Annotated in this window: 20 protein-coding genes and 1 pseudogene; 9 read left to right on the top strand and 12 right to left on the bottom strand. The window is 46.7% G+C overall.

The genetic code is table 11. The features are described 5' to 3' along the window. Positions 1 to 4: 4 nt before the first annotated feature. A complete protein-coding gene (locus A3773_RS14440; RefSeq protein WP_067987293.1) occupies positions 5 to 1,960 on the top strand; it encodes a DNA topoisomerase III in 1,956 nt (651 codons plus the stop codon). A gap of 14 nt (positions 1,961 to 1,974) precedes the next feature. Here A3773_RS14440 and A3773_RS14435 read toward each other — a convergent pair whose 3' ends face one another. Continuing rightward, positions 1,975 to 3,321: a DASS family sodium-coupled anion symporter gene (locus A3773_RS14435; protein WP_067987290.1), complete on the bottom strand. Its 1,347-nt coding sequence runs from the start codon at positions 3,319 to 3,321 to the stop codon at positions 1,975 to 1,977. A 144-nt stretch (positions 3,322 to 3,465) separates the two neighbouring features. Here A3773_RS14435 and A3773_RS14430 point away from each other — a divergent pair, with 144 nt between their 5' ends. Then, a complete protein-coding gene (locus A3773_RS14430; protein ID WP_156473541.1) occupies positions 3,466 to 3,621 on the top strand; it encodes a hypothetical protein in 156 nt (51 codons plus the stop codon). Positions 3,622 to 3,631: 10 nt separating this feature from the next. Here A3773_RS14430 and A3773_RS14425 read toward each other — a convergent pair whose 3' ends face one another. After that, positions 3,632 to 4,804, bottom strand: a complete 1,173-nt coding sequence (locus tag A3773_RS14425) for a YbfB/YjiJ family MFS transporter (protein WP_067987286.1) — start codon at positions 4,802 to 4,804, stop codon at positions 3,632 to 3,634. Between the two features lie 111 nt (positions 4,805 to 4,915). Between A3773_RS14425 and A3773_RS14420 the strand changes: the two genes are divergently transcribed. The 3 genes and pseudogenes from A3773_RS14420 to rimK all read left to right on the top strand — a co-directional run bounded on the left by A3773_RS14420 (position 4,916) and on the right by rimK (position 7,285). Continuing rightward, a complete protein-coding gene (locus A3773_RS14420; RefSeq protein WP_067987284.1) occupies positions 4,916 to 5,779 on the top strand; it encodes a LysR substrate-binding domain-containing protein in 864 nt (287 codons plus the stop codon). Positions 5,780 to 5,860: 81 nt separating this feature from the next. Beyond that, positions 5,861 to 6,259, top strand: a pseudogene (locus A3773_RS17995) (ATP-dependent zinc protease family protein); the annotation flags it as partial. Positions 6,260 to 6,346: 87 nt separating this feature from the next. Continuing rightward, positions 6,347 to 7,285: a 30S ribosomal protein S6--L-glutamate ligase gene (gene rimK, locus A3773_RS14415; protein WP_197462801.1), complete on the top strand. Its 939-nt coding sequence runs from the start codon at positions 6,347 to 6,349 to the stop codon at positions 7,283 to 7,285. Here rimK and A3773_RS14410 read toward each other — a convergent pair. Further along, the gene (locus A3773_RS14410; protein ID WP_067987277.1) at positions 7,277 to 8,167 is read right to left on the bottom strand and encodes a LysR family transcriptional regulator; all 891 of its coding nucleotides are present in this window, start codon (positions 8,165 to 8,167) and stop codon (positions 7,277 to 7,279) included. The genes rimK and A3773_RS14410 overlap by 9 nt on opposite strands. Before the next feature lie 57 nt (positions 8,168 to 8,224). Continuing rightward, positions 8,225 to 8,626, bottom strand: coding sequence for a hypothetical protein (locus A3773_RS14405; protein ID WP_067987275.1), 402 nt, complete (start codon positions 8,624 to 8,626; stop codon positions 8,225 to 8,227). A gap of 352 nt (positions 8,627 to 8,978) precedes the next feature. Between A3773_RS14405 and A3773_RS14400 the strand changes: the two genes are divergently transcribed. Then, positions 8,979 to 9,245 carry a hypothetical protein gene (locus A3773_RS14400; protein WP_067987272.1) on the top strand — a complete coding sequence of 89 codons (267 nt, stop codon included), beginning with the start codon at positions 8,979 to 8,981 and terminating at the stop codon, positions 9,243 to 9,245. A 68-nt stretch (positions 9,246 to 9,313) separates the two neighbouring features. Here the strand turns inward: A3773_RS14400 and A3773_RS14395 are convergent, their stop codons facing one another. The 8 genes from A3773_RS14395 to arsC form a co-directional block, all read right to left on the bottom strand. Beyond that, the gene (locus A3773_RS14395; protein ID WP_067987270.1) at positions 9,314 to 10,903 is read right to left on the bottom strand and encodes a GDYXXLXY domain-containing protein; all 1,590 of its coding nucleotides are present in this window, start codon (positions 10,901 to 10,903) and stop codon (positions 9,314 to 9,316) included. Further along, positions 10,896 to 11,903: a DUF2157 domain-containing protein gene (locus A3773_RS14390; RefSeq protein WP_067987265.1), complete on the bottom strand. Its 1,008-nt coding sequence runs from the start codon at positions 11,901 to 11,903 to the stop codon at positions 10,896 to 10,898. Before A3773_RS14390 ends, A3773_RS14395 begins: the two co-directional genes overlap by 8 nt. Positions 11,904 to 12,056: 153 nt before the next feature. Further along, positions 12,057 to 12,308, bottom strand: coding sequence for an FmdB family zinc ribbon protein (locus A3773_RS14385; RefSeq protein ID WP_067987261.1), 252 nt, complete (start codon positions 12,306 to 12,308; stop codon positions 12,057 to 12,059). Between the two features lie 58 nt (positions 12,309 to 12,366). Continuing rightward, entirely contained in the window at positions 12,367 to 12,837 is a 471-nt protein-coding gene (locus A3773_RS14380) for a nucleoside triphosphate pyrophosphohydrolase family protein (protein WP_067987259.1), read from the bottom strand. A gap of 57 nt (positions 12,838 to 12,894) precedes the next feature. After that, the gene (locus A3773_RS14375; protein ID WP_067987256.1) at positions 12,895 to 14,592 is read right to left on the bottom strand and encodes a SufS family cysteine desulfurase; all 1,698 of its coding nucleotides are present in this window, start codon (positions 14,590 to 14,592) and stop codon (positions 12,895 to 12,897) included. Positions 14,593 to 14,631: 39 nt separating this feature from the next. Further along, positions 14,632 to 15,069 carry a DUF2069 domain-containing protein gene (locus tag A3773_RS14370; protein ID WP_067987252.1) on the bottom strand — a complete coding sequence of 146 codons (438 nt, stop codon included), beginning with the start codon at positions 15,067 to 15,069 and terminating at the stop codon, positions 14,632 to 14,634. Between the two features lie 28 nt (positions 15,070 to 15,097). Continuing rightward, on the bottom strand, positions 15,098 to 15,697 hold the full coding sequence (gene wrbA, locus A3773_RS14365; RefSeq protein WP_067987249.1) for an NAD(P)H:quinone oxidoreductase: 600 nt from the start codon (positions 15,695 to 15,697) through the stop codon (positions 15,098 to 15,100). A 2-nt stretch (positions 15,698 to 15,699) separates the two neighbouring features. After that, on the bottom strand, positions 15,700 to 16,050 hold the full coding sequence (arsC, locus tag A3773_RS14360) for an arsenate reductase (glutaredoxin) (protein ID WP_067987247.1): 351 nt from the start codon (positions 16,048 to 16,050) through the stop codon (positions 15,700 to 15,702). 144 nt (positions 16,051 to 16,194) lie between these two features. Here arsC and A3773_RS14355 point away from each other — a divergent pair, with 144 nt between their 5' ends. From A3773_RS14355 to A3773_RS14345, 3 genes are all read left to right on the top strand, one after another. Beyond that, a complete protein-coding gene (locus A3773_RS14355; protein ID WP_067987244.1) occupies positions 16,195 to 17,460 on the top strand; it encodes a YihY family inner membrane protein in 1,266 nt (421 codons plus the stop codon). 40 nt (positions 17,461 to 17,500) lie between these two features. Beyond that, positions 17,501 to 17,776 carry an acylphosphatase gene (locus A3773_RS14350; RefSeq protein ID WP_067987242.1) on the top strand — a complete coding sequence of 92 codons (276 nt, stop codon included), beginning with the start codon at positions 17,501 to 17,503 and terminating at the stop codon, positions 17,774 to 17,776. 61 nt (positions 17,777 to 17,837) lie between these two features. Further along, on the top strand, positions 17,838 to 18,905 hold the full coding sequence (locus A3773_RS14345; protein ID WP_067987239.1) for an HDOD domain-containing protein: 1,068 nt from the start codon (positions 17,838 to 17,840) through the stop codon (positions 18,903 to 18,905). The last annotated feature ends 36 nt before the right edge of the window (positions 18,906 to 18,941 follow it).

Here is an 18,941-nt window from a genome sequence, read left to right as displayed (position 1 = left end):
TTCGATGATTTTATATATTGCTGAAAAACCAAGCCTCGGCCGCGCCATCGCGGATGTATTGCCTAAGCCTCACAAAAAAGAGGAAGGGTGTATTCGCGCTGCTAATGGAGACGTTGTCAGTTGGTGCTTTGGGCATTTGCTCGAACTGGCTGAGCCTGATCAATATGACCCGCTCTATAAGCAGTGGCGTTTAGAGCACCTGCCCATTGTTCCCGATAATTGGCAGATGCAACCTAAGCCTAAAACGCGTAAACAGATCGCGTTACTGCGTAAATTAACTAAAGAAGCGGATCAAATTGTCCACGCGGGTGATCCTGATCGTGAAGGCCAACTTTTAGTTGATGAAGTGATTGATTATTTAAAGGTGCCAAAGCAGAAACGCACAGCGATTAAACGTTGCTTGATCAGTGATTTAAACCCTAAATCGGTTAAACGTTCCCTGCAGCAATTACGCGATAATAGTGAATTTATTCCCTTAGCAACCTCGGCTTTAGCCCGTAGCCGTGCCGACTGGCTTTATGGTATTAACCTGACCCGTGCCTATACATTACAAGGGCGGCAGGCGGGTTATAACGGTGTTTTATCGGTAGGCCGCGTTCAAACGCCTATTCTGGGGTTAGTGGTTAGACGTGACCTTGAGATTGAGTCGTTTAAATCTAAACCTTTTTATGAGGTACTTGCCCATTTAAAAACCGAGCAGGGTGAAGGGTTTACGGCTAAATGGCAGCCAAGCGCCGCCTGTGATAAATGGCGCGATGAGGAGGGGCGTGTCCTTTCAAAGGCGCTCGCTGAAAATGTCGTTTCTCGTATTAGTGGCCAAACGGCTTATGTTAAAGATATAGAGAAAAAACCGAAAAAAGCCACACCCCCTCTGCCTTATAATCTTTCAGCCTTACAGATTGATGCCAATAAACGGTTTGGTTTAAGTGCACAGCAAGTACTGGATACCTGTCAGGCTCTTTACGAAAAGCATAAGCTATTAACCTACCCGCGTTCAGATTGTCGCTACCTCCCCGAAGATCATCGTGCTGAGGCGCCTCAGATCGCGGCTAAAATCCAGGCCCATTGCCCTCATTTTTCAGCGTACCACACTGAGTTCGACTTCAGCCGTAAAAGCAAAGCGTGGAATGATAAAAAGGTCGAAGCGCATCATGCGATCATCCCCACTGACCGACAGCTCGATTTAACTAAACTAAGCCGAGCCGAACAACAGGTTTATGAGCTGGTGGGGCGGCAGTATTTGGCACAATTTATGAGCGATCATCATTACGCCGAAACGCGTGTTGATGTTGTGATTGCGGGAGGGGACTTTAAAGCAACGGCTAAGCAAATTTTGTCTTGGGGCTGGAAAGCCCTGTATCAAAAAAGCCAAAGCCGCTCACATGATCAAGCCAAGGTGGCTAGCGACGATAATGAGGTGTGTTTGCCCGCACTGGCTAAACAACAGGCACTCCACTGTATCAAGGGTGAATTGTTAGATAAGTTGACTCAACCCCCTAAACCGTTCACTGATGCCACGCTGCTTTCAGCAATGACCGGCATCGCACGTTTTGTTGAAGACCCTGCGATAAAAAAGATTCTAAAAGAGACCGATGGGTTGGGGACGGAGGCAACGCGGGCAGGTATTTTAGAACTGCTTTTTAAGCGTCAGTTTTTGGTTCGGCAGAATAAAACGATTCGCAGTACGGAAACAGGGAGAGCATTGATCTGCAGCTTACCCGATCGTGCCAGTAAACCGGATATGACAGCGCAGTGGGAAGCCTCATTGGACGCCATTAGCCAGCAACAACTCAACTATCAGGCGTTTATGCAGCCCTTAACCGATGTGTTGGGTGACATGATCAACCAGGCAAAAGTGCTGGATACCTCTCTGCTTAAACGTATAAAGCAAAAACCCGCTGCGGCCTTTAAAAGGAAGACACGCAAGCGGGTTTCAAAGCCTAAAATGGCTAAAGGTTAAGTTGTAAATTTAACTTACATACCGGCCCAAAACAGCTTAGCGTACGCGGTGATCACCGCGATGCAGCCTAGGTTTATCCAAATACCAACGCGCATCATCTCCCGTTGCTGAATAAAGCCCGAGCCAAATACAATCGCATTAGGCGGCGTTGCAACCGGTAGCATAAACGCACATGAGGCTGAAATAGCGATAACCGTAGAAAGTATGATGGGTGACATCCCTAAGCTTTCTGCAATGGCGGCAAAGACCGGTATTAAAAGAGCGGCACTGGCTGTATTACTCGCAAATTCTGTCAGTATCACCACAAAAGCGACGATACTTAATAGAGCAAGTAAGGAGCTGGCGGTGTGTAGGAAATCGCCAATAGTGTGAGCGAGAAAGACACTGGTGCCGGTCGCTTTAAGCACAGCACTTAGGCATAAACCGCCACCAAATAGTAATAAAACACTCCAATCTGTTGTCTGTTCAATCTGTTTCCACTCAACAACGCCGAAAAAAGCTAACAGAATAATGGCAGCAATCGCGATGAGACTATCAAAACTAGACAGACCACCGAGTAACGCATTAAGCGGGCCACTAAAGATCCAGCACAACACGGTAAATAGAAAAATACCGAGTGTTGTTATGCGAGAAGAGGTTAATACAAAGGGGTCATGTTCTACGCTAAAACGGTGTTTAAGGTTTGGTCGCAAGGCCAAATATAAAATACCAATGGCCAGCGGTAATAAAATCACAGTTAAGGGCGCTGCGAGCTTCATCCAACCGATAAAGTTGAGCCCTGTTTGTGCGGCGGCAATAGCATTTGGGGGGCTACCCACTAAGGTTGCGATACCACCAATACTGGCGCAATAGGCGACCCCAAGTAAAACAAAGACATAGGTGTGACGCTCTTTTATGGGATCTAGCTGGCGCAGTATGCCGAGGACTAGGGGAAGCATCATGGCAGTCGTCGCAGTGTTACTGATCCACATGGATAGCATGGCGGTTACAACAAAGATAAGGAGTACCGCAACACTGAGTCGGTTCCTAGCGATATCAAGTACCTTACTCGCGATCGCTTTATCGAGGCCTTGTGCGTTGAGGGCCGCAGCCAGTGCAAAACCGCCGAGAAACAAGAAGATAATAGGATTCGCAAAATTCCCTAGTGCTTGTTTGGCGTCAAATACGTCAAGGGCGACCGCTAATATAGGAACGAGCAGCGCGGTGATACTGACGTGTAACGCTTCAGTTAGCCAGAGAATGGCAATAAATAGCAGAATGCTCAGGCCTTTTACAACGGAGGGTTCAAAGGGTAAAAATGCCATCATTAATGCAAATAATAGGACATTGCCCAACACGATGAGATGCTTATGGTTAATCATTGATTGAGTATCTTTTGTTGTTATCAGGCACTGAGTGGCAAGAGCACCGCCCTGATGTGAATGGTTGCTGTTAGCGTGTGTCGATTAAATCGGCGACAGTATAAAAGGATCGGTGGGATTCACAAAGAGGGGAAGGTCATTATTATGGATAGGGATCAAATAAACGCTAAAAATGAGAGAAATCTGTACGATTATTCTCGCCCTGATGCAGTGCCCGTGCTTGAAGGTCTATTGCTGGATGGGACTTTACCGGTGCAAGCCCCATGGGCGAAAAAAGCCGGCGCTTTCCCACCCCTGTAAGCCTATGGTTTTAGACCGCATCCCGCTCCGTAAGCATCAAGACCGTTGATATGATCGCACCGAGTAGAACCATGGCCGCCGCGATCCATAAGCCTAAATTGTAGTCACCTAAACGTTCAGCTAAATTGCCGGTAATTGCAGGGGCGATGATTTGTGCGACACCATAGGTTAAGGTCATTTTACCCATAAGTTTTGCCGGTTTTGTTGGGTAAAAGCGGCCAGCCATGGTGAGTACTAAGCTCACAATTCCGATAAACGTGCCGCCAAAAAGTACGGCACTTATGATAACGGCTGCGGCTGAATCGGTAAGCGCGGGAAGGATAATGCCTAATATTTGTATGAGATAAGCGATGAGCAGAGCGGTTAACACGCCTAGCTGTCGAGCGATTAAGTCCCAGATAATACATGCCGGTGCAGCAGCTAAACCAACAATAAGGAAAACAATGGGGCCTAGCCCTTGTAGTGCTTCCTGCCTATCAACAATGGCGACAATAAACGTGGCGCTGATAACATAACCGTATCCCGCGCAAAAGTAGGCGGATAGCATGAGGAAAAGAAAACGTCTGCTGGGAGGATTATCCACCATTTCAGCGCCTGAAATAGTCGTACCTGAGGTGTCAGGGCGTGGAAGCCAAGCCCACGCAGGGATCGCCAAGAGTACGCCTAGACCGGCGAACAACCACCAGAGCTCTTGCCAGTTAAGCGTTAGATCCATTAATGCCACAACGGAGGAGCAGAAGACAATACCTAAGCCCATGCCGGCAAAATGAATCCCGAGTTCACTGCGAAAGTTGTGCCTAATGAGCCAGTTTAAGATTAAACCTGAACCAATCAATAGTCCCGCTGCACTGGTTAGCCCTGCGAAAAAACGCATGATTCCCCAGATGATGACATTGTCAGTGACAGCCATACCTGCGGTTGTGAGGATGGCAACAATAAGCCCCAACCTATAGAGTTTGTCTTTTAATACTAAGTCACTGATTGAGGCGGCGATAAAAGCGCCAGCCATATATCCCATATAATTAAAGGTCGCTAACCAGCCACCAATGGCATCACCAATCCCTGCTTGTGCTTGCATGATCGGTAGCATAGGGGTGTAAGAAAAACGTGCAACGCCAAGCATCAGCATCAAACTAAAGATGCCAGCAACGAGTACTTTATATTTTTGTAATTGAGTCGTCATAGTATTGGGTTCATAAATAACTGGTGCTGAGAAGATTAACTCGCTTAAACTATCACTACAAATGAATTAATAAGAATAGTTTGTTCGGTTTTAGAGAAGAGTGGCAGGATTATGGAATTAATCTCATTAAAGACATTTAAAACAGTTGCAGAGCAAGGTGGTGTGTTAGCGGCTTCACGCTTATTGCATACGGTACAGTCTAATATTACCGCTCGGATTAAGCGTCTGGAAGAGGAGCTGGGTTCTGAGTTGTTCTATCGTAAAGGGCGAGGCTTAGAGTTAACGCCTACGGGTCATACCTTGTTGGAGTATGCCAATAAACTGCTTCACCTTGAGCAGCAGGCGTGTATGGCGGTTAAGCAGGTGGGTGAGTCAGTCGGTGAGATTAGAATTGGCTCAATGGAGTCGTTTGCAGCCACTCGAATGCCTGGGCTTATACAAATGCTGCGTAAAGCGCATCCTAAGTTGCTGCCGAGAATAACGACCGAGACCAGCAGTGAGCTGATTCAACATATACTGAACTACCGGTTGGACTGTGCGTTTGTGGGCGGGCCGATTGAACATGAGCAGTTGATCTGCCAGCAGGTGTTGGTGGAGGAGTTGGTGCTTGTGTCGGCAAAAAACATGGAGGTTCCTGATTCATTAATCCTTTTCCGTGAAGGTTGTGCGTATCGTGAAAGAGCGCTGGATTGGCTAAAAGCGAACGGCCGTATCGATACCGAAATTATGAACATGGGGACGCAGGAGGGCATTTTAGGCTGCGTTGCCGTTGGGCTTGGGTTCACATTAGTACCGCGCAAAGTGGTTGAAGAATCACGTTATGTGAATGATCTGACTATGGTGCTTTTAGCACCGGAATATAGTCAGGTTCCGACCTTATTAGTGACCCATAAAGATGCGGCACCGATGTCAGGTATTCACACGTTGCTGGGTTTATTTAAAGATGACCTTCCCGAATGGGAATCGGCAGCCTAATATTAGTATTTATTGCTTGCACCTAGGGCGCGTTCAAGTTTCAATGGCGCAAATTTTTTATGGTACTTTTCGGGTATTGGTATGGGACTTAGTAAACTATTAGTTGGTGCTGAAGAGTGGTGTCGTTTTCCCGACTTAGCGTTGCCTGCTGTTAAGGCACGCGTCGACTCGGGCGCAAAAACATCCTCGTTGCATGCGTTTAATATTCAGCCTTTTAAACGGGGTGGTGTACCTTGGGTTCGTTTTAATATCTGCCCGATACAAGATAACCGTAAAACCTTGGTGTCCTGTGAAGCTCCGGTTCATGATCGTCGAAAGGTTAAAAGCTCAAGCGGTACATCAGAAACCCGGTATGTCATTAAGACAACCTTAGGTATTGCTGATTCTAGCTGGGAAGTGGAAGTCACCTTAACAAACCGCGATGCCATGGGGTATCGCATGCTGTTAGGCCGTGAGGCGATGTCGGGTCGTATTCTGGTGGATCCTGAAGGGCGTATGCTGCTAGGTGGATTGTCCGATACTGAGCTTAAAGCTCTCTATCAAACTAAAAAGCCGTCAGTGGGCGGTTTGAAGATCGGTTTGCTGGCCAGTAATCCTAATTTGTACAGTAACCGACGTATTATTGAAGCGGGTGAACAGCTCGGTCATGAAATGGTGTTTTTAAATATTAAGCACTGTTACATGAAGATGGATGCGGAAGAGCCTGAAGTTCATTACCGCGGTGGGCGTGTTCTCGATGATTTAGATGCGGTTATTCCACGTATTAGGCCGAGTATGACCTTTTATGGTTGCGCATTAACACGTCAATTCGCTTCCATGGGGGTTTATTGCCTGAATACCGCGGCGGCGATTACACAATCACGAGATAAGCTGCACTCTTTACAGTTGCTGTTTGAAAATAATATTGATATTCCAATTACGGGCTTTGCGAATTCGCCATTAGAAACGGATGACCTTATTAGCATGGTGGGTGGTGCACCGCTTATTGTTAAACTGTTGGAGGGCACGCAGGGTAAAGGCGTGGTACTGGCAGAAACCAATAAGGCTGCAGACAGTGTTATCAATGCTTTTAAAAGCTTGAATGCAGATATTCTGGTACAGGAGTTCATTAAAGAAGCGCAAGGTAAAGATGTTCGTTGCTTTGTGGTCGATGGCAAAGTGGTATCAGCGATTCAGCGTGAAGCGGAACCGGGCGAGTTTAGGGCCAATATTCATCAAGGGGGTACGGCGAGCGTGATTCGTCCAACACCTGATGAGAAACGGATCGCTATTAAAGCGGCGAAATGTATGGGCTTAAGTGTGGCGGGTGTCGATATTATCCGATCCGCTAAAGGACCGTTGCTGCTAGAGGTGAACTCATCTCCTGGATTAGAGGGGATTGAAGGTGCAACGGGGAAAGATATTGCCCGGATGATGATTCAGGCGATCGAGAAAAAGTTGCAGTGGCAGCAAGGTGATACGCTGTCTACAGCGAAGAGCGAGGTTAAGAGCAGTTCGCTAACTTAACCAAGGATGCTCTTTAAGGCTTTCAATCATAAAGTCTATAAATAGGCGTACTTTAGGGTTTAAATGCCGTCTACTTGGGTAGAGGGCATGTATGCTCACACTTGGTGCTTGATAGTCGGAGAGCACCTCCTTTATCAGTCCCGCTTCAAGGTCATCTACACAGAAGGTGACCGGCAAGCGGGCAATTCCTAAGTTTTTGATCAGTAGCTCTCGGCAAAAACTGATGCTATTTGCGCGAACCTTAAAGTTTGTTGGAACCGGTTTGCCACCGTTCCAATTATTAAAGCCCCAGCCTTGATCGGATAGAGCGCCGCCTAAGCAGTGATGGGTAAGTAGGTCATTAGGGGTTTTAGGTTCGCCCTGTTCTTGTAAATAACCTGTTCCCGCATACAGTTTGATATTTACATCTGCGATTTTTCGTCCAATTAAGCTGGAGTCGGTTAGCTCACCGACCCTTAATGCGAGATCGATACCCTCTTCAACTAAATCCACCAAACGGGAACTCAGTTCAATGTCGATCTGAATGAGGGGATACATCTTCATGAAACCGGCGATGACGTCGTTCATGATAAAAATGCCCATTTCAGGGGGCATTGTGATGCGTAAGCGCCCTTTAGGAACCGCTTGTTTAGATACGACACGATCTTCAACGGCTTCCAGCTCATCGAGAAGCGGTTGGCAGCGTTGAAACAGGTCTTGTCCCTCTGAGGTGAGGCTTAGCTTGCGGGTTGTTCTTTGTAGAAGCCTTACGCCCAGTTCATCTTCGAGCTGAGCGATACGCCTACTGATCGTTGATTTTTGTATACCTAGTTTATCGGCTGCCGCGGTAAAACTGTTATGTTCAATTACACGGATAAACAGCCGTACATCATTTAGGTTCATAATGATTCTATAAGATCAGTAAAGAAAGGGGCAAAACAACCAAGCTAAAAACGAGACTTAGGAGCAGTTACCACGGGTTGTTAAAACAACAGAGGGTGTTGTAGTTTTAACAGCTTCGAAACTCATATCTGTTTTGTTGATGGTCAACGTAGTGGTGTCCATACCGCCCATTATAGGGTCTTTTGCGGTTCGGCTTAATGTAACTGTGCTGTCGCTTTGTTCAACATTAAAACCGCTTACACCATTGATGCTGCCCGATGCGCCGGAGATGAGAATTTCATACTTGCAGTGGCTTTCTGGGCAGTTTCGAGTGCCAGGCGTTTTCATGAAAGGGGCGGTGAATATAGCGTGAGTATAGGTGCATTGATAACGGCTATCGTCTGCATGAGCAGCCATGGGTAATAATGAAAAAACAGACAGTCCAGCACTCGCTATAATCAATTTTAATGTACGGTTCATATTCCTTCCCCTTAAATTTCCTTGTATGAGTTTAGGCCAATTTTTTGATCGCTTAAACCTTTTTTTGTTGAGTTTTGTTTTTATCGAATGGTTAAGTTACGCCTTGTTTATATGAGTAAATCTTAAGTTGTGTTTTTTTGTAGATCTATATTGCTCAATATTTGTCCATTTTCATCTCGCATATTCACCATGGAATGGTTAATATGCAGCCACTGACGATCATCAGGGTACGCTCTGAGGATAGACAAGTAGTATTCCTGAGCTGGATATACCGGCTGCAGTCAGGCTGCGTAGCTCAATATTTATTATTTTGGCGCTTCTGGCGCTTCTACTTATCAAGGAGTCACCGGTTATGAAAAAGCAATTGATTACAACCGCACTTGCGGCGATGTTAGTTCTTGCTCCTACATTTGCAGCCCATGCAGATGATGCGGCTGCAGATCGTGTACAAGTGCGTAAGCTTGTTTCCGTTCAGGAGCGCGCTGCGCATCGTACTGAATTGAAAAATGCTAAATCTCCCGAAGAGCGTGAAACTATCAGATCTGAGTACCGTGCATTAATTCAGCAACGTGCTGATGAAAAAGGCATTACGCTACCTGAAAACTTTAAGGCAGACTAAGCCCTAATACGCCGGGGAACGGATCTTTCTCTGTTCCCCAGCTTTCGTGGTTGCTTACACGTCTGTTATTAGGGACTATTTGTACCTAGTAGAGTGTATTGGTCGTCGCGCAGTCCTACCAGTAGCATCTCCCCAGTAGGGCTTACCTTGAATTCACCGTACCGCGCTTTCTCATAGATTTTGGCACTACCTTCTTGGAAGAAGAACGCGTTAGTGGCAAATTTTAAGACACCATCACGGATCCTATAGTGCAGTTTGTGCTGTTGAGGCGATAACTCAGTATCCGGGTTGAGTGTAATAAACTGAGCGACATTGTGTTGATCGAGCTGCACAATGGCAAACCCATCTACGGATTCACTGTCGCCGACCGCGTACTGAATTGTTTGACTCATTGTATAACGAAGTCGCATGTAATCCCCCTGCATCAGTGAACGTGGATCAACTGGCGCCAGTTTGAGTAATACGCTTTGCCCTTCGCGAATTAACGATTCCTTTTGATAAATATTGATATTGATACAGGCTAATACGATTAAAATGGTGGCTAAGGCGATCCATTTTTTCCCCTTCACCGGTGCGCTGTTTGCTGGGTCTAAGGTAGGTTGAGCCTTGCTGAAGTAATGCAGGGCTCCGACAACCGTCAGGCAGACTGCGCCGATGGAGAGTAGATAGATCGATTTAACCAGCAGTGTTTCCGATAGGCTGTAGTAGTACCAAGATATAAAGCTGATTAAGGCAAGGATGCCTAACGCCATTAAGATAAGGCGTTGTCTAAAGAAGCCGATCAGCAGAATTAAGAGGGCACTGCTAACACCTGCAATATTAAACGATAGCCCGAGTAGCATGAGGGTTGCGATAACGGCGATAGAGCCAGATGGCGAGGCCAGTTTGATTTTCTGTTCTGACAGAATAGCAAAGACAAGATAGACACATGTGCCCGCCAGTACCAGGCTCCCAATCAAGGGGCTGTATTGTTGTAAAAAACCCACCTCTGCTCTAGAGAGATAGTGTGATAGTTCATGTTGGAAGAGGAAATGTCCGCTAAATTGCAGAAGTGAGATCGCAAGACCGAAGCTGATAGGCAGTAGATGTGAACGGTATTTATACCAGTGTTCTTCTTTGATCCAAATCAAGGTGAAAAGCGCTGCGGCGAGTGCGCTATCTAAGCCAAAAATTCCCTGTTGGTTTAAGCCCCAAAAGAGCGCAACCATGGCGAACCAGCTACTGAAAACTCGATGCAGGAAGTTCGGCATAACCAAGGCCAGAGCCCCTTGAAATAAGGCTAAGATCAAAAATGCGGAGGAATCTGAAATCGAAAAAACGGTGAAAATTCCCCAAGCCACCATAAACTGGCCGCACAAGCTTATAGCTAAACCGAGCTGCTCTAAAAAAGGGGTTTTATCATTACGAAAGATAAAATACGCGGCAGTACAGCAGACAAGGCCGCAGAGGGCCAATAGCACTTGGTTATCGTAGATAAATAAGCTACCAATAATGGTGCCGACAAAAGCGAGTAAAAACAGCGCGGCTATCCAACCGGCAAAACCCTGCATTGTTTTTATATACCAAGGGCTTAAATCTAATTCGTTTTCCGGATAGTCAGCGCGGGTCAGGTTATTTCTCTGTAATTCAAGCCATAGCTCATTCCCAGAATTACGCATCGTGATGCTCCTTATCGCTCGCGATTGGCTGATCGGCTGCATGTTCTTTACTTAGTTTTTTTAACCAGATGCCCGCCGATGAAGAGAGCCCGATAATAAATATTGCGATAATTAAGAAGGCGTCGCTCTCTAATGCATCATTAAATATATAAATTAATAAGCTACTCGCAATAACAATAGTGCTGGTTACACAGCCAGAAATAATGAAAAGGTCGAAGAGGCGGTAGCGGTAGTAGAGATAGGTGCAGAGGATCCAGACTAAATAGCAAGGGAGCCCCCATTGTAGTGTGGCCTCATCAAATATTGCCCAAATCGCCAACCATGTTGCGGCTATGCCGGACGCTAATAAGCAGGTTTGAACGACCAAACGGTTATCTAAACAGCGTGTTTTACCCTGTTGAAGTACTTCAAAGGCGATGGCTAATAACGTATTGAATAGCAGGAAAAGGCCCACTAAATCGTCATAGTGCAGCAGAATGCCAAAGACACCGCGGAAATCATAATAGTAGAGATAACAGGATAAATTGATTAAGAGGACCCACAGGAGCCACAACGTGCTGGCGCGGTTGATGACGGCAATGGGGGTCATAAATAAAGCCCAAATGGCAAACAGCTGCCAAGGGTCAGCTCCCGTTTGGTAAACTTGTCCACTTAACGCAAGCAGGGCGCCGATCAACATTACCATAAGGAAAGCGATGGCGGTGCTTGGTAGCGTGAACGGTTTGAGCTTGGTATAGACCAGGGTGATGACCACGAGAGTGGTTTGCACTAAAGCGAATTTAACGAGGTTGCTCATCTCATCCCAGTTAAATGCAAAGAAAAATAAAGTCCCCGCCGCCAGAGCGATAACACCCAGCCATAGAAAAAGGTTTTTTATAAACTGAAACCATTGCTGGTTATCGGGGTTTGCATGGGAGAGTGAGAGGGCGGCATCTACGTCATCAGGGCTGATGTAGCCTTGCTCGGCCCAATGGAGTATATGTTGGCGTTTTGAGTTCATAAACGGGCTTCCTGCCGATCAGTGTAAGAAAATTAAACAGGTTTGTTGCGAGTGTAACAATCTATGGCGTGCTTTTCTGCCGACGCGGTCCTTTTCGACGGATGAGTGGTGATAACAACGACTCAGGTGGAGGGGAGCGCTTTTGTGCGCTCGCTACTCACAGCCGCCGCTTGGGCAGTCCCCACCGTGGGCGCAGGGCCGTGTGTCTGGGGTGTTAAGCGTGTGGCTTTTAATGATCCCCGCCGCAGTCAACAGTTTAGTGACTTTGCTTTCTGGGGGGATATTCAGCAAGCTAATATTGGCTAACTGACAGAGTTCACCCCAGTTTTTTGGGGTGAGGGCCATGGTATGTTTAACTTCAATCACATCACCTGTAGCTTCAATGCGGTAATCGTAGGTAGGCATCCGTTAATCCTAATGTAAAGTAATGCTCATGAACGGGCGTGTGCGTTAATCCGTTGTGTTAGTCGAGTACCGGTTCATGCCAGTTAGTGTTTTTTAAGAATTTGTGAGCTGGGTAGAACTTACCATCACTGCCGGTTTGGTCTTTTGTGGATTTTACATAGGCTTCTGGAAGTTCACCGCCGGCATAAACATCTAGGCCTTTTTCATCTCGGTAGAAGGCAAGCGTTTTGTCGATCTCTGCTTGGGTTTTACATAGCTTTGATAAGTTGCTTGCTTGGACCGCTGCCATATCTTTATCAGCATCGATGCCCATAATATGTGCCATACCGTATGTTACGACAAGGATATCAGCAACCGCGTCACGGATCTCAGACATATCTTTGTTTTCAATGCCCTCAACAAGCTCGGCAAGTTCTTCTTGAATAAGGTGGAGTTGCTTTGCTGATTTCTCCCAGTTTGGGTTTTGCATATCCCCTTTTTCGTTGCCGAAAACCGTATTAAGGTAGGATACATCAGTAAAATTGCTCATCTCTACTCCATTGCTGTTATTTAATGTAATTAAAATAGTTGAATCATTAAAGCGTGTTTATGACGTTAAGCTATCTTCAGCTATTTGATAAATTTTATCTACTATCGCCCGAATGCCGTTGCCTCTCGATGGGCTTAAATGACGCTGCAAGGCGAGTTGATTAAAAATCGATTCGATATCGGTCGCTTGGATCTCTTGGGCGGTCTTATTATCAAATAGATCAAGAATTAAGGCGAGTAGGCCACGAATAATACGTGCGTCTGAATCAGCCCTGAGCCGTATCGTTTCTCCTTGCTGGCATTCGTAGACTAGCCAAGTATTACTTTCGCAGCCTTTCACTAAGTGTGCATCAGATTTTAATGTCTCTGGCAGGTGGGCGAGTTGTTTACCTTGCAGCATGATTTCACGATAACGGGCGTTCCAGCCATTTAATGCCAGTAGCTTGTCATGTAGCGAGGTCTGGGCGCTTAGCTGCGACCTGTCATCGTCTGTTTGTGGTTGATGAGTGGGGATCGATACTTGCTGGGCGTGACTGATCCTATCTAACGCCTCGACTAAACGGTTGACCTCGTCGCGGGTGTTATAAAAAGCAAATGACGCACGGGTTGTGCCGGCTAAGTTCAGTGCTTGCATAAGTGGCATGGCGCAGTGATGGCCTGTGCGAACGGCGATCCCTTGTTGGTCGAGAATGTAACCAATATCCTGTTGGTGCTGATCGGCTAATGTAAAGGAGAGAAGGCTCACCGATTTTTCAGGCGAGCCTATACGTTGCCAGCCCTTGATCTGTGAGCAGCCATCCAATGCTAGGTTAAACAGGTGAGCTTCATGTTGTTCAAGCAGACGCCTATCTTGTGCTTGTAGCCACTTGATCGCTGTTGCAAAGCCGATAGCTCCACTAATATTCGGTGTACCCGCTTCAAATTTAAAAGGCAGGTCGTTAAAGGTTGTCTCTGTAAAACTGACCTTGGCTATCATCTCGCCACCGGCCTGCCATGGGGGCATTGATTCTAAAAGCGCCTGTTTTGCATACAAAACACCGATGCCGGTAGGGGCATAGAGTTTGTGGGCAGAGAACACGTAAAAGTCAGCGTCTAAGTCGGTTACATCAACGTTAAAGTGGGGCAGTGCTTGTGCACCATCGATCAGTGCTAAAGCCCCTGCAGCATGTGCTAATGCGATAATCTGTTTAACCGGATTAATGGTGCCTATGGCGTTAGAAACGTGAGTCACGGCGACTAAGCGGGTTTTAGTGGAAAGTAATCGCTTATAGGCTGCTAGATCAAGATCACCGTTATCCTGCAGAGGGATGACGTTGATCACCGCCCCTGTGCGTTGTGCTAATAACTGCCAAGGGACAATGTTAGCGTGATGTTCAAGTGTGCTCAGGATAATTTCGTCGCCGGGTCTAAGAGTGCTACCCCAGCTATGGGCGATGAGATTAATGGACTCTGTTGTACCGCGGGTCCAGATAACCTCTTTGCTATGACCTGCATTGATAAACTGTGCGAGGGTTTCTCGGGCTTGCTCAAATTGCAGTGTGGCCTCGGCGCTTAATGTATGACTCGCGCGGTGAACATTGCTGTTCGTCATTGTGTAATAACGGTTGAGGCTATCAATAACCCTCTGCGGCTTTTGTGTGGTGGCCGCATTATCTAAATAGACAAGAGGCGAGTTGTTCGCCTGCTGGTCTAAAATCGGAAATTGTTTGCGCACTTGCTGTAAGGCTTGTTGTTCAGCGCGATACTGAGCTGTCATAGGGGTCTACATATTTACCGAGTGAGTGACGGGCTGGGTCTAATTGTCCGAGTCATCGGCGTTTGCTTGTTGTGCCGCTGATCTATGCGCTAACTGTTTGTTGTAGCGGCTCTGCCAGCGTGCATACATCATTGAGCTGGTGAACAGCGTGCCGACTAACAGTGAGTAACCTAGCCCATAGATAAACGTATTGGGGTTGGTTGCAGCTAAGACCGACTGGATAAACGGCAGTAGTAAAACGAAACATAGCCAAGCATGGCCACGGGGATTGCCGGTGATGATGACGTGAATAAATACGAGTAAGGGGAGCATATGGATTAGGCTGATCACCCACGGATTAGCGGTGGGTACGGGGATTAAAAAAACATGCCATAAGATAAACCAGCCCAAGAGGGTGACATAACTTGATACGGTCACTATTCGGCCAAAACGGGCTTTAGCAGCGTAGTTATGATCGTCAGGTATATATGCTTTCAAAAGAGAGTTCTCAATGTAGTCGTTAGGTTTACAGTTTAGGGTGGAGCTTACGTGCGAGTTGGCCAAGGCGTTTGCCTTGCGCGACACAGAGTGATAACTCATTATCATCAAGTGGGCGGTTATCTTGGCCTGAAACATGAGTCGCCCCGTAGGGAGTGCCGCCGGTTGTCGTTTTTAGCAGGGCGGATTCACTGTAGGGTAAACCGGCTAAAATCATGCCGTGGTGGAGCAATGGAATCATCATAGAAAGCAGCGTAGTTTCTTGTCCGCCATGTAGGCTTGAGCTGGCGCTAAATACTGCGGCCGGTTTATCAATTAATGCCCCCGACAGCCATAACGCACTGGTGCCATCGATAAAGTACTTTAAGGGGGCTGCCATATTACCAAATCGAGTTGGGCTGCCTAAGGCAAGACCTGCGCATTCCTCGAGGTCCTGCTCAGTACAATAGAGGGCGCCTTCATCAGGGATGCTGGGCTCTGTCGCTTCACATACGGTTGATATGGCGGGGACTGTACGTAACCGTGCTTCTATACCCGCTTGTTCGACTCCGCGTGCAATCGAGTGCGCCATTGTGCGTGTTGCGCCATGACGGCTGTAATACAGCACCAATACATAAGGCTGTGACATGTTTACAGAATGTCCAAAACAGACTCAGGCGGGCGCCCAATACGCGCTTTGTCGCCTTTAATGACAATTGGGCGCTCAATGAGTTTGGGAACCTTTGTCATGATGTTTATAATCTGTGCTTCTGATAGCGCGCTATCATCTAAGCCATTCTCTTTAAACTCGGGTTCTTTTGTTCTTAATAGATCACGTGCAGATAGCCCAAGCTGTGCTAACACTTGTGTTAGTTCATCCGCTGAAGGGGCATCGTCAAGGTATTTACGGATTTCGGGTTGAACGCCATGCTCTTCTAACAGGGCTAAGGTTTGGCGAGATTTGGAGCAACGTGGGTTGTGGTAGATAATTACTTCACTCATTGTGCTATACCGTACTTATTAATTATTAATCAATCCGTGTCAAAATAGGTGATTGATTGAAGATGTTAGGTTACTTTGCATCATTGTATACGGCTATAAGGTAGATTTCATTTTGTATTTTTTGGCACTGTTTGAAGGAGTGTTATGAACAGATTGTTTAACCATCCCTATCTACTGTTTTTGAGGTATCTCTTTACACAGTTTCGACATAACCAAGGGGTTTTAAATTCGGCGGCGTTAACCTACACCACGCTTTTTGCCGTAGTGCCCTTAATGACAGTGTCTTATGCCATGCTGGCGGCGGTACCTTCGTTTCAGGGCGTTGGACAGGAGTTACAAGGCTGGGTGTTCCAGAACTTTGTGCCGACGACCGGGGCTGTGGTGCAAGATTACTTAACTGATTTTTCCTCTCAGGCGCGTAAATTAACAGCGGTGGGTATTGGTGTCTTAGCGGTAACATCCATCATGATGATGAAAAATATTGAAGCTGCATTTAACCGGATCTGGCGTGTATCGGAACCACGTAAAGGCTTATCCAGCTTTTTACTTTATTGGGCTATTTTAAGCTTAGGCCCGATTTTAATTGGGTTAGGCTTGTTGCTGACCTCTTACATTGCGTCCCTGCCTTTTATTTCGTCAGCCACGGAGTTGGTGGGCAAAGGGCGTTTATTGAGTTTGCTCCCGATGCTATTTTCTGCTGCTGCCTTTACGCTTATTTATGTGGCCGTACCTAACTGTCGGGTTCCCTTTAAAAGTGCGCTGCTAGGTGGTGTGGTGGTAGCGCTGCTGTTTGAGTCGGCTAAGCGTGGCTTTACGGCGTTTGTTACCCAGTTCCCCTCGTATGAGCTTATTTATGGCGCCTTTGCGGCGGTCCCGCTGTTTCTTCTTTGGATATTTATCAGTTGGGTAATCATTTTGATGGGAGCTGAACTGACCCGTTGTATTACTGTGTACCGGCCGATGGATAAAGGTAAAACGATACCGCACTTATACACGGTTGTTGCTGTATTGCATCGATTGTGGAAAGCGCAGAATCGGGGCGAAGCGGTGACGGATCAGTGTTTATTGCAAGAGGTTGATACCTTAGATCAGGGGCGTTGGGATACCTACCTAACTTTGTTAGTTGAGGAGGGGATTGTTAAACGGAGTGATCAAGGTGAATATCTATTGAGCCGGAGTATGTCGAGCTTATCGCTGTATGAGCTTAATGACCTGTTGCCTTGGCCAACCCCCGCACCGTTGAGTACATCGTCTGTGGTGGCGTGGGAGCGTGAGCTGGAACAGCGTTTAAGTGATGTACATGCGGTTGAAAAGGATACGTTGAGTGTGTGTTTAGAGCAGTTGTTTTCAAAGGGTCTATCGGATGCAACGGATGATCAGGGATCGGATAAGCGTACAGAAACACGGTAGTGAATAGCCAAGGGTCTTAGATCGTAAATTTGGGGGATATATGGCAAAGATTTGTCTTCATGCATATGTGATAGGTCGTGTGCAGGGTGTGTGGTTTAGAAAGTCGACTCAAGCGCAGGCGGAATCATTAGGATTAAGCGGCTGGGTTAGAAACTTGCCTGATTTTAGCGTTGAGTTAAAAGTGTCAGGTGAAGAGTTAGCGGTCAGACAGTTGGAAGCGTGGCTGAGTCAAGGCCCTGAATTGGCGGTAGTGGCGGAGGTTAAGAGTAAAGTGATTCCAGCGGAGGAATTACCGTTTCCTTTTGTGATTGTATAAATTAAGTGAAATGGACAGGATGCTTTAGGTAGCGGTGAGCGGGTAAACCGAGGATAGGTATATGTTTGAGCGATTGAAGGGCTTTTTTCGCGGGAAAGGTAAAAAGGTAGCGTCGCCGATCGATAAAAAGGGTAGCACGGATCGACCATCTGGCGGTCAGACCCATGCGCAAGAGACACCCGCCTTCGATCCAGCGGCCAATGAGCAGTATGGCCACCAGTCGTTGGATAATGCTCGGGAACTTAGCTTAACGTTTATTAGTAGCTTGCTCGGGGTTAGGGCGCTCGATAATGAGGACTCTAAAGCACAAGAGCGTTTATTAAGAGCGTCCCTCGATGAGGCGCTGATAGGGCTAAGTGACGAGTCGATTCCTAAGCTGTCAAAAACAGCATTAGCGCTGATGGCGGATCTGCTGGACCCTAATATGCTACAAAGTAAAGTGGTTACGGCGATTCAAGCGGACCCAGCATTGGCGGGAAAGGTCATATCAATTGCGAACTCGCCGTTGTTTATTTCGCCTGATATGGAGATTAAAGACCTGAACCACGCACTTAGTATTTTGGGCGTTGAGCGTTTAAAAAGTGTGGTTATGTCGTCGCTGGTGGCGGATAAGTTTGAGGTGAATAGCTATTATTTTGATACGTTTGGTAAGGCGTTATGGCTTCATTCATCTGAGGTTGCTTCCAACGCACGCCGTTTGGCTGAAAAGCTCGGTGCCAATCCTAACTTGTCCTATTTCGTTGGTTTAATTCACGATATAGGTAAGTTAATGATCTTTAAAACCTTAGTTGAACTGCATAGCAATGAAAAAATAGAACCCCACCCCCAAGTCTTTAGCCGGTTATTAAATGATTACTCCCATGCGTTAACGCGTCAGGCATGTGAATTTTGGGCGCTTCCAGCGAGTTGGTACCAGCCTATATTGGAATGTCAGACCGCTGAGCCAGGCGACTTAAAACGACCTGAATCTATCGCGCTGTTTTTAGGGAATCGCTTTGCGGAGTTGCATAGTCTGCATCGGGCGGGAGAGATTACTGATTTCGAGCTGGTATGGCGGTTAACTGAAATAGGTTCCAGTATTAATGAGTATCACTGCTTATATCCCGAGGAAGAAAAGCCTGCGGATTGATCACTAAAAACGGGCCAATTGGCCCGTTTTTGTTGT

This window comes from Neptuniibacter pectenicola (assembly GCF_001597735.1).
In the GTDB taxonomy this organism is placed as follows: domain Bacteria; phylum Pseudomonadota; class Gammaproteobacteria; order Pseudomonadales; family Balneatricaceae; genus Neptuniibacter; species Neptuniibacter pectenicola.
Note: the sequence above shows the minus strand (reverse complement) of the source record. Positions and strands in the feature narration are given on the sequence as shown.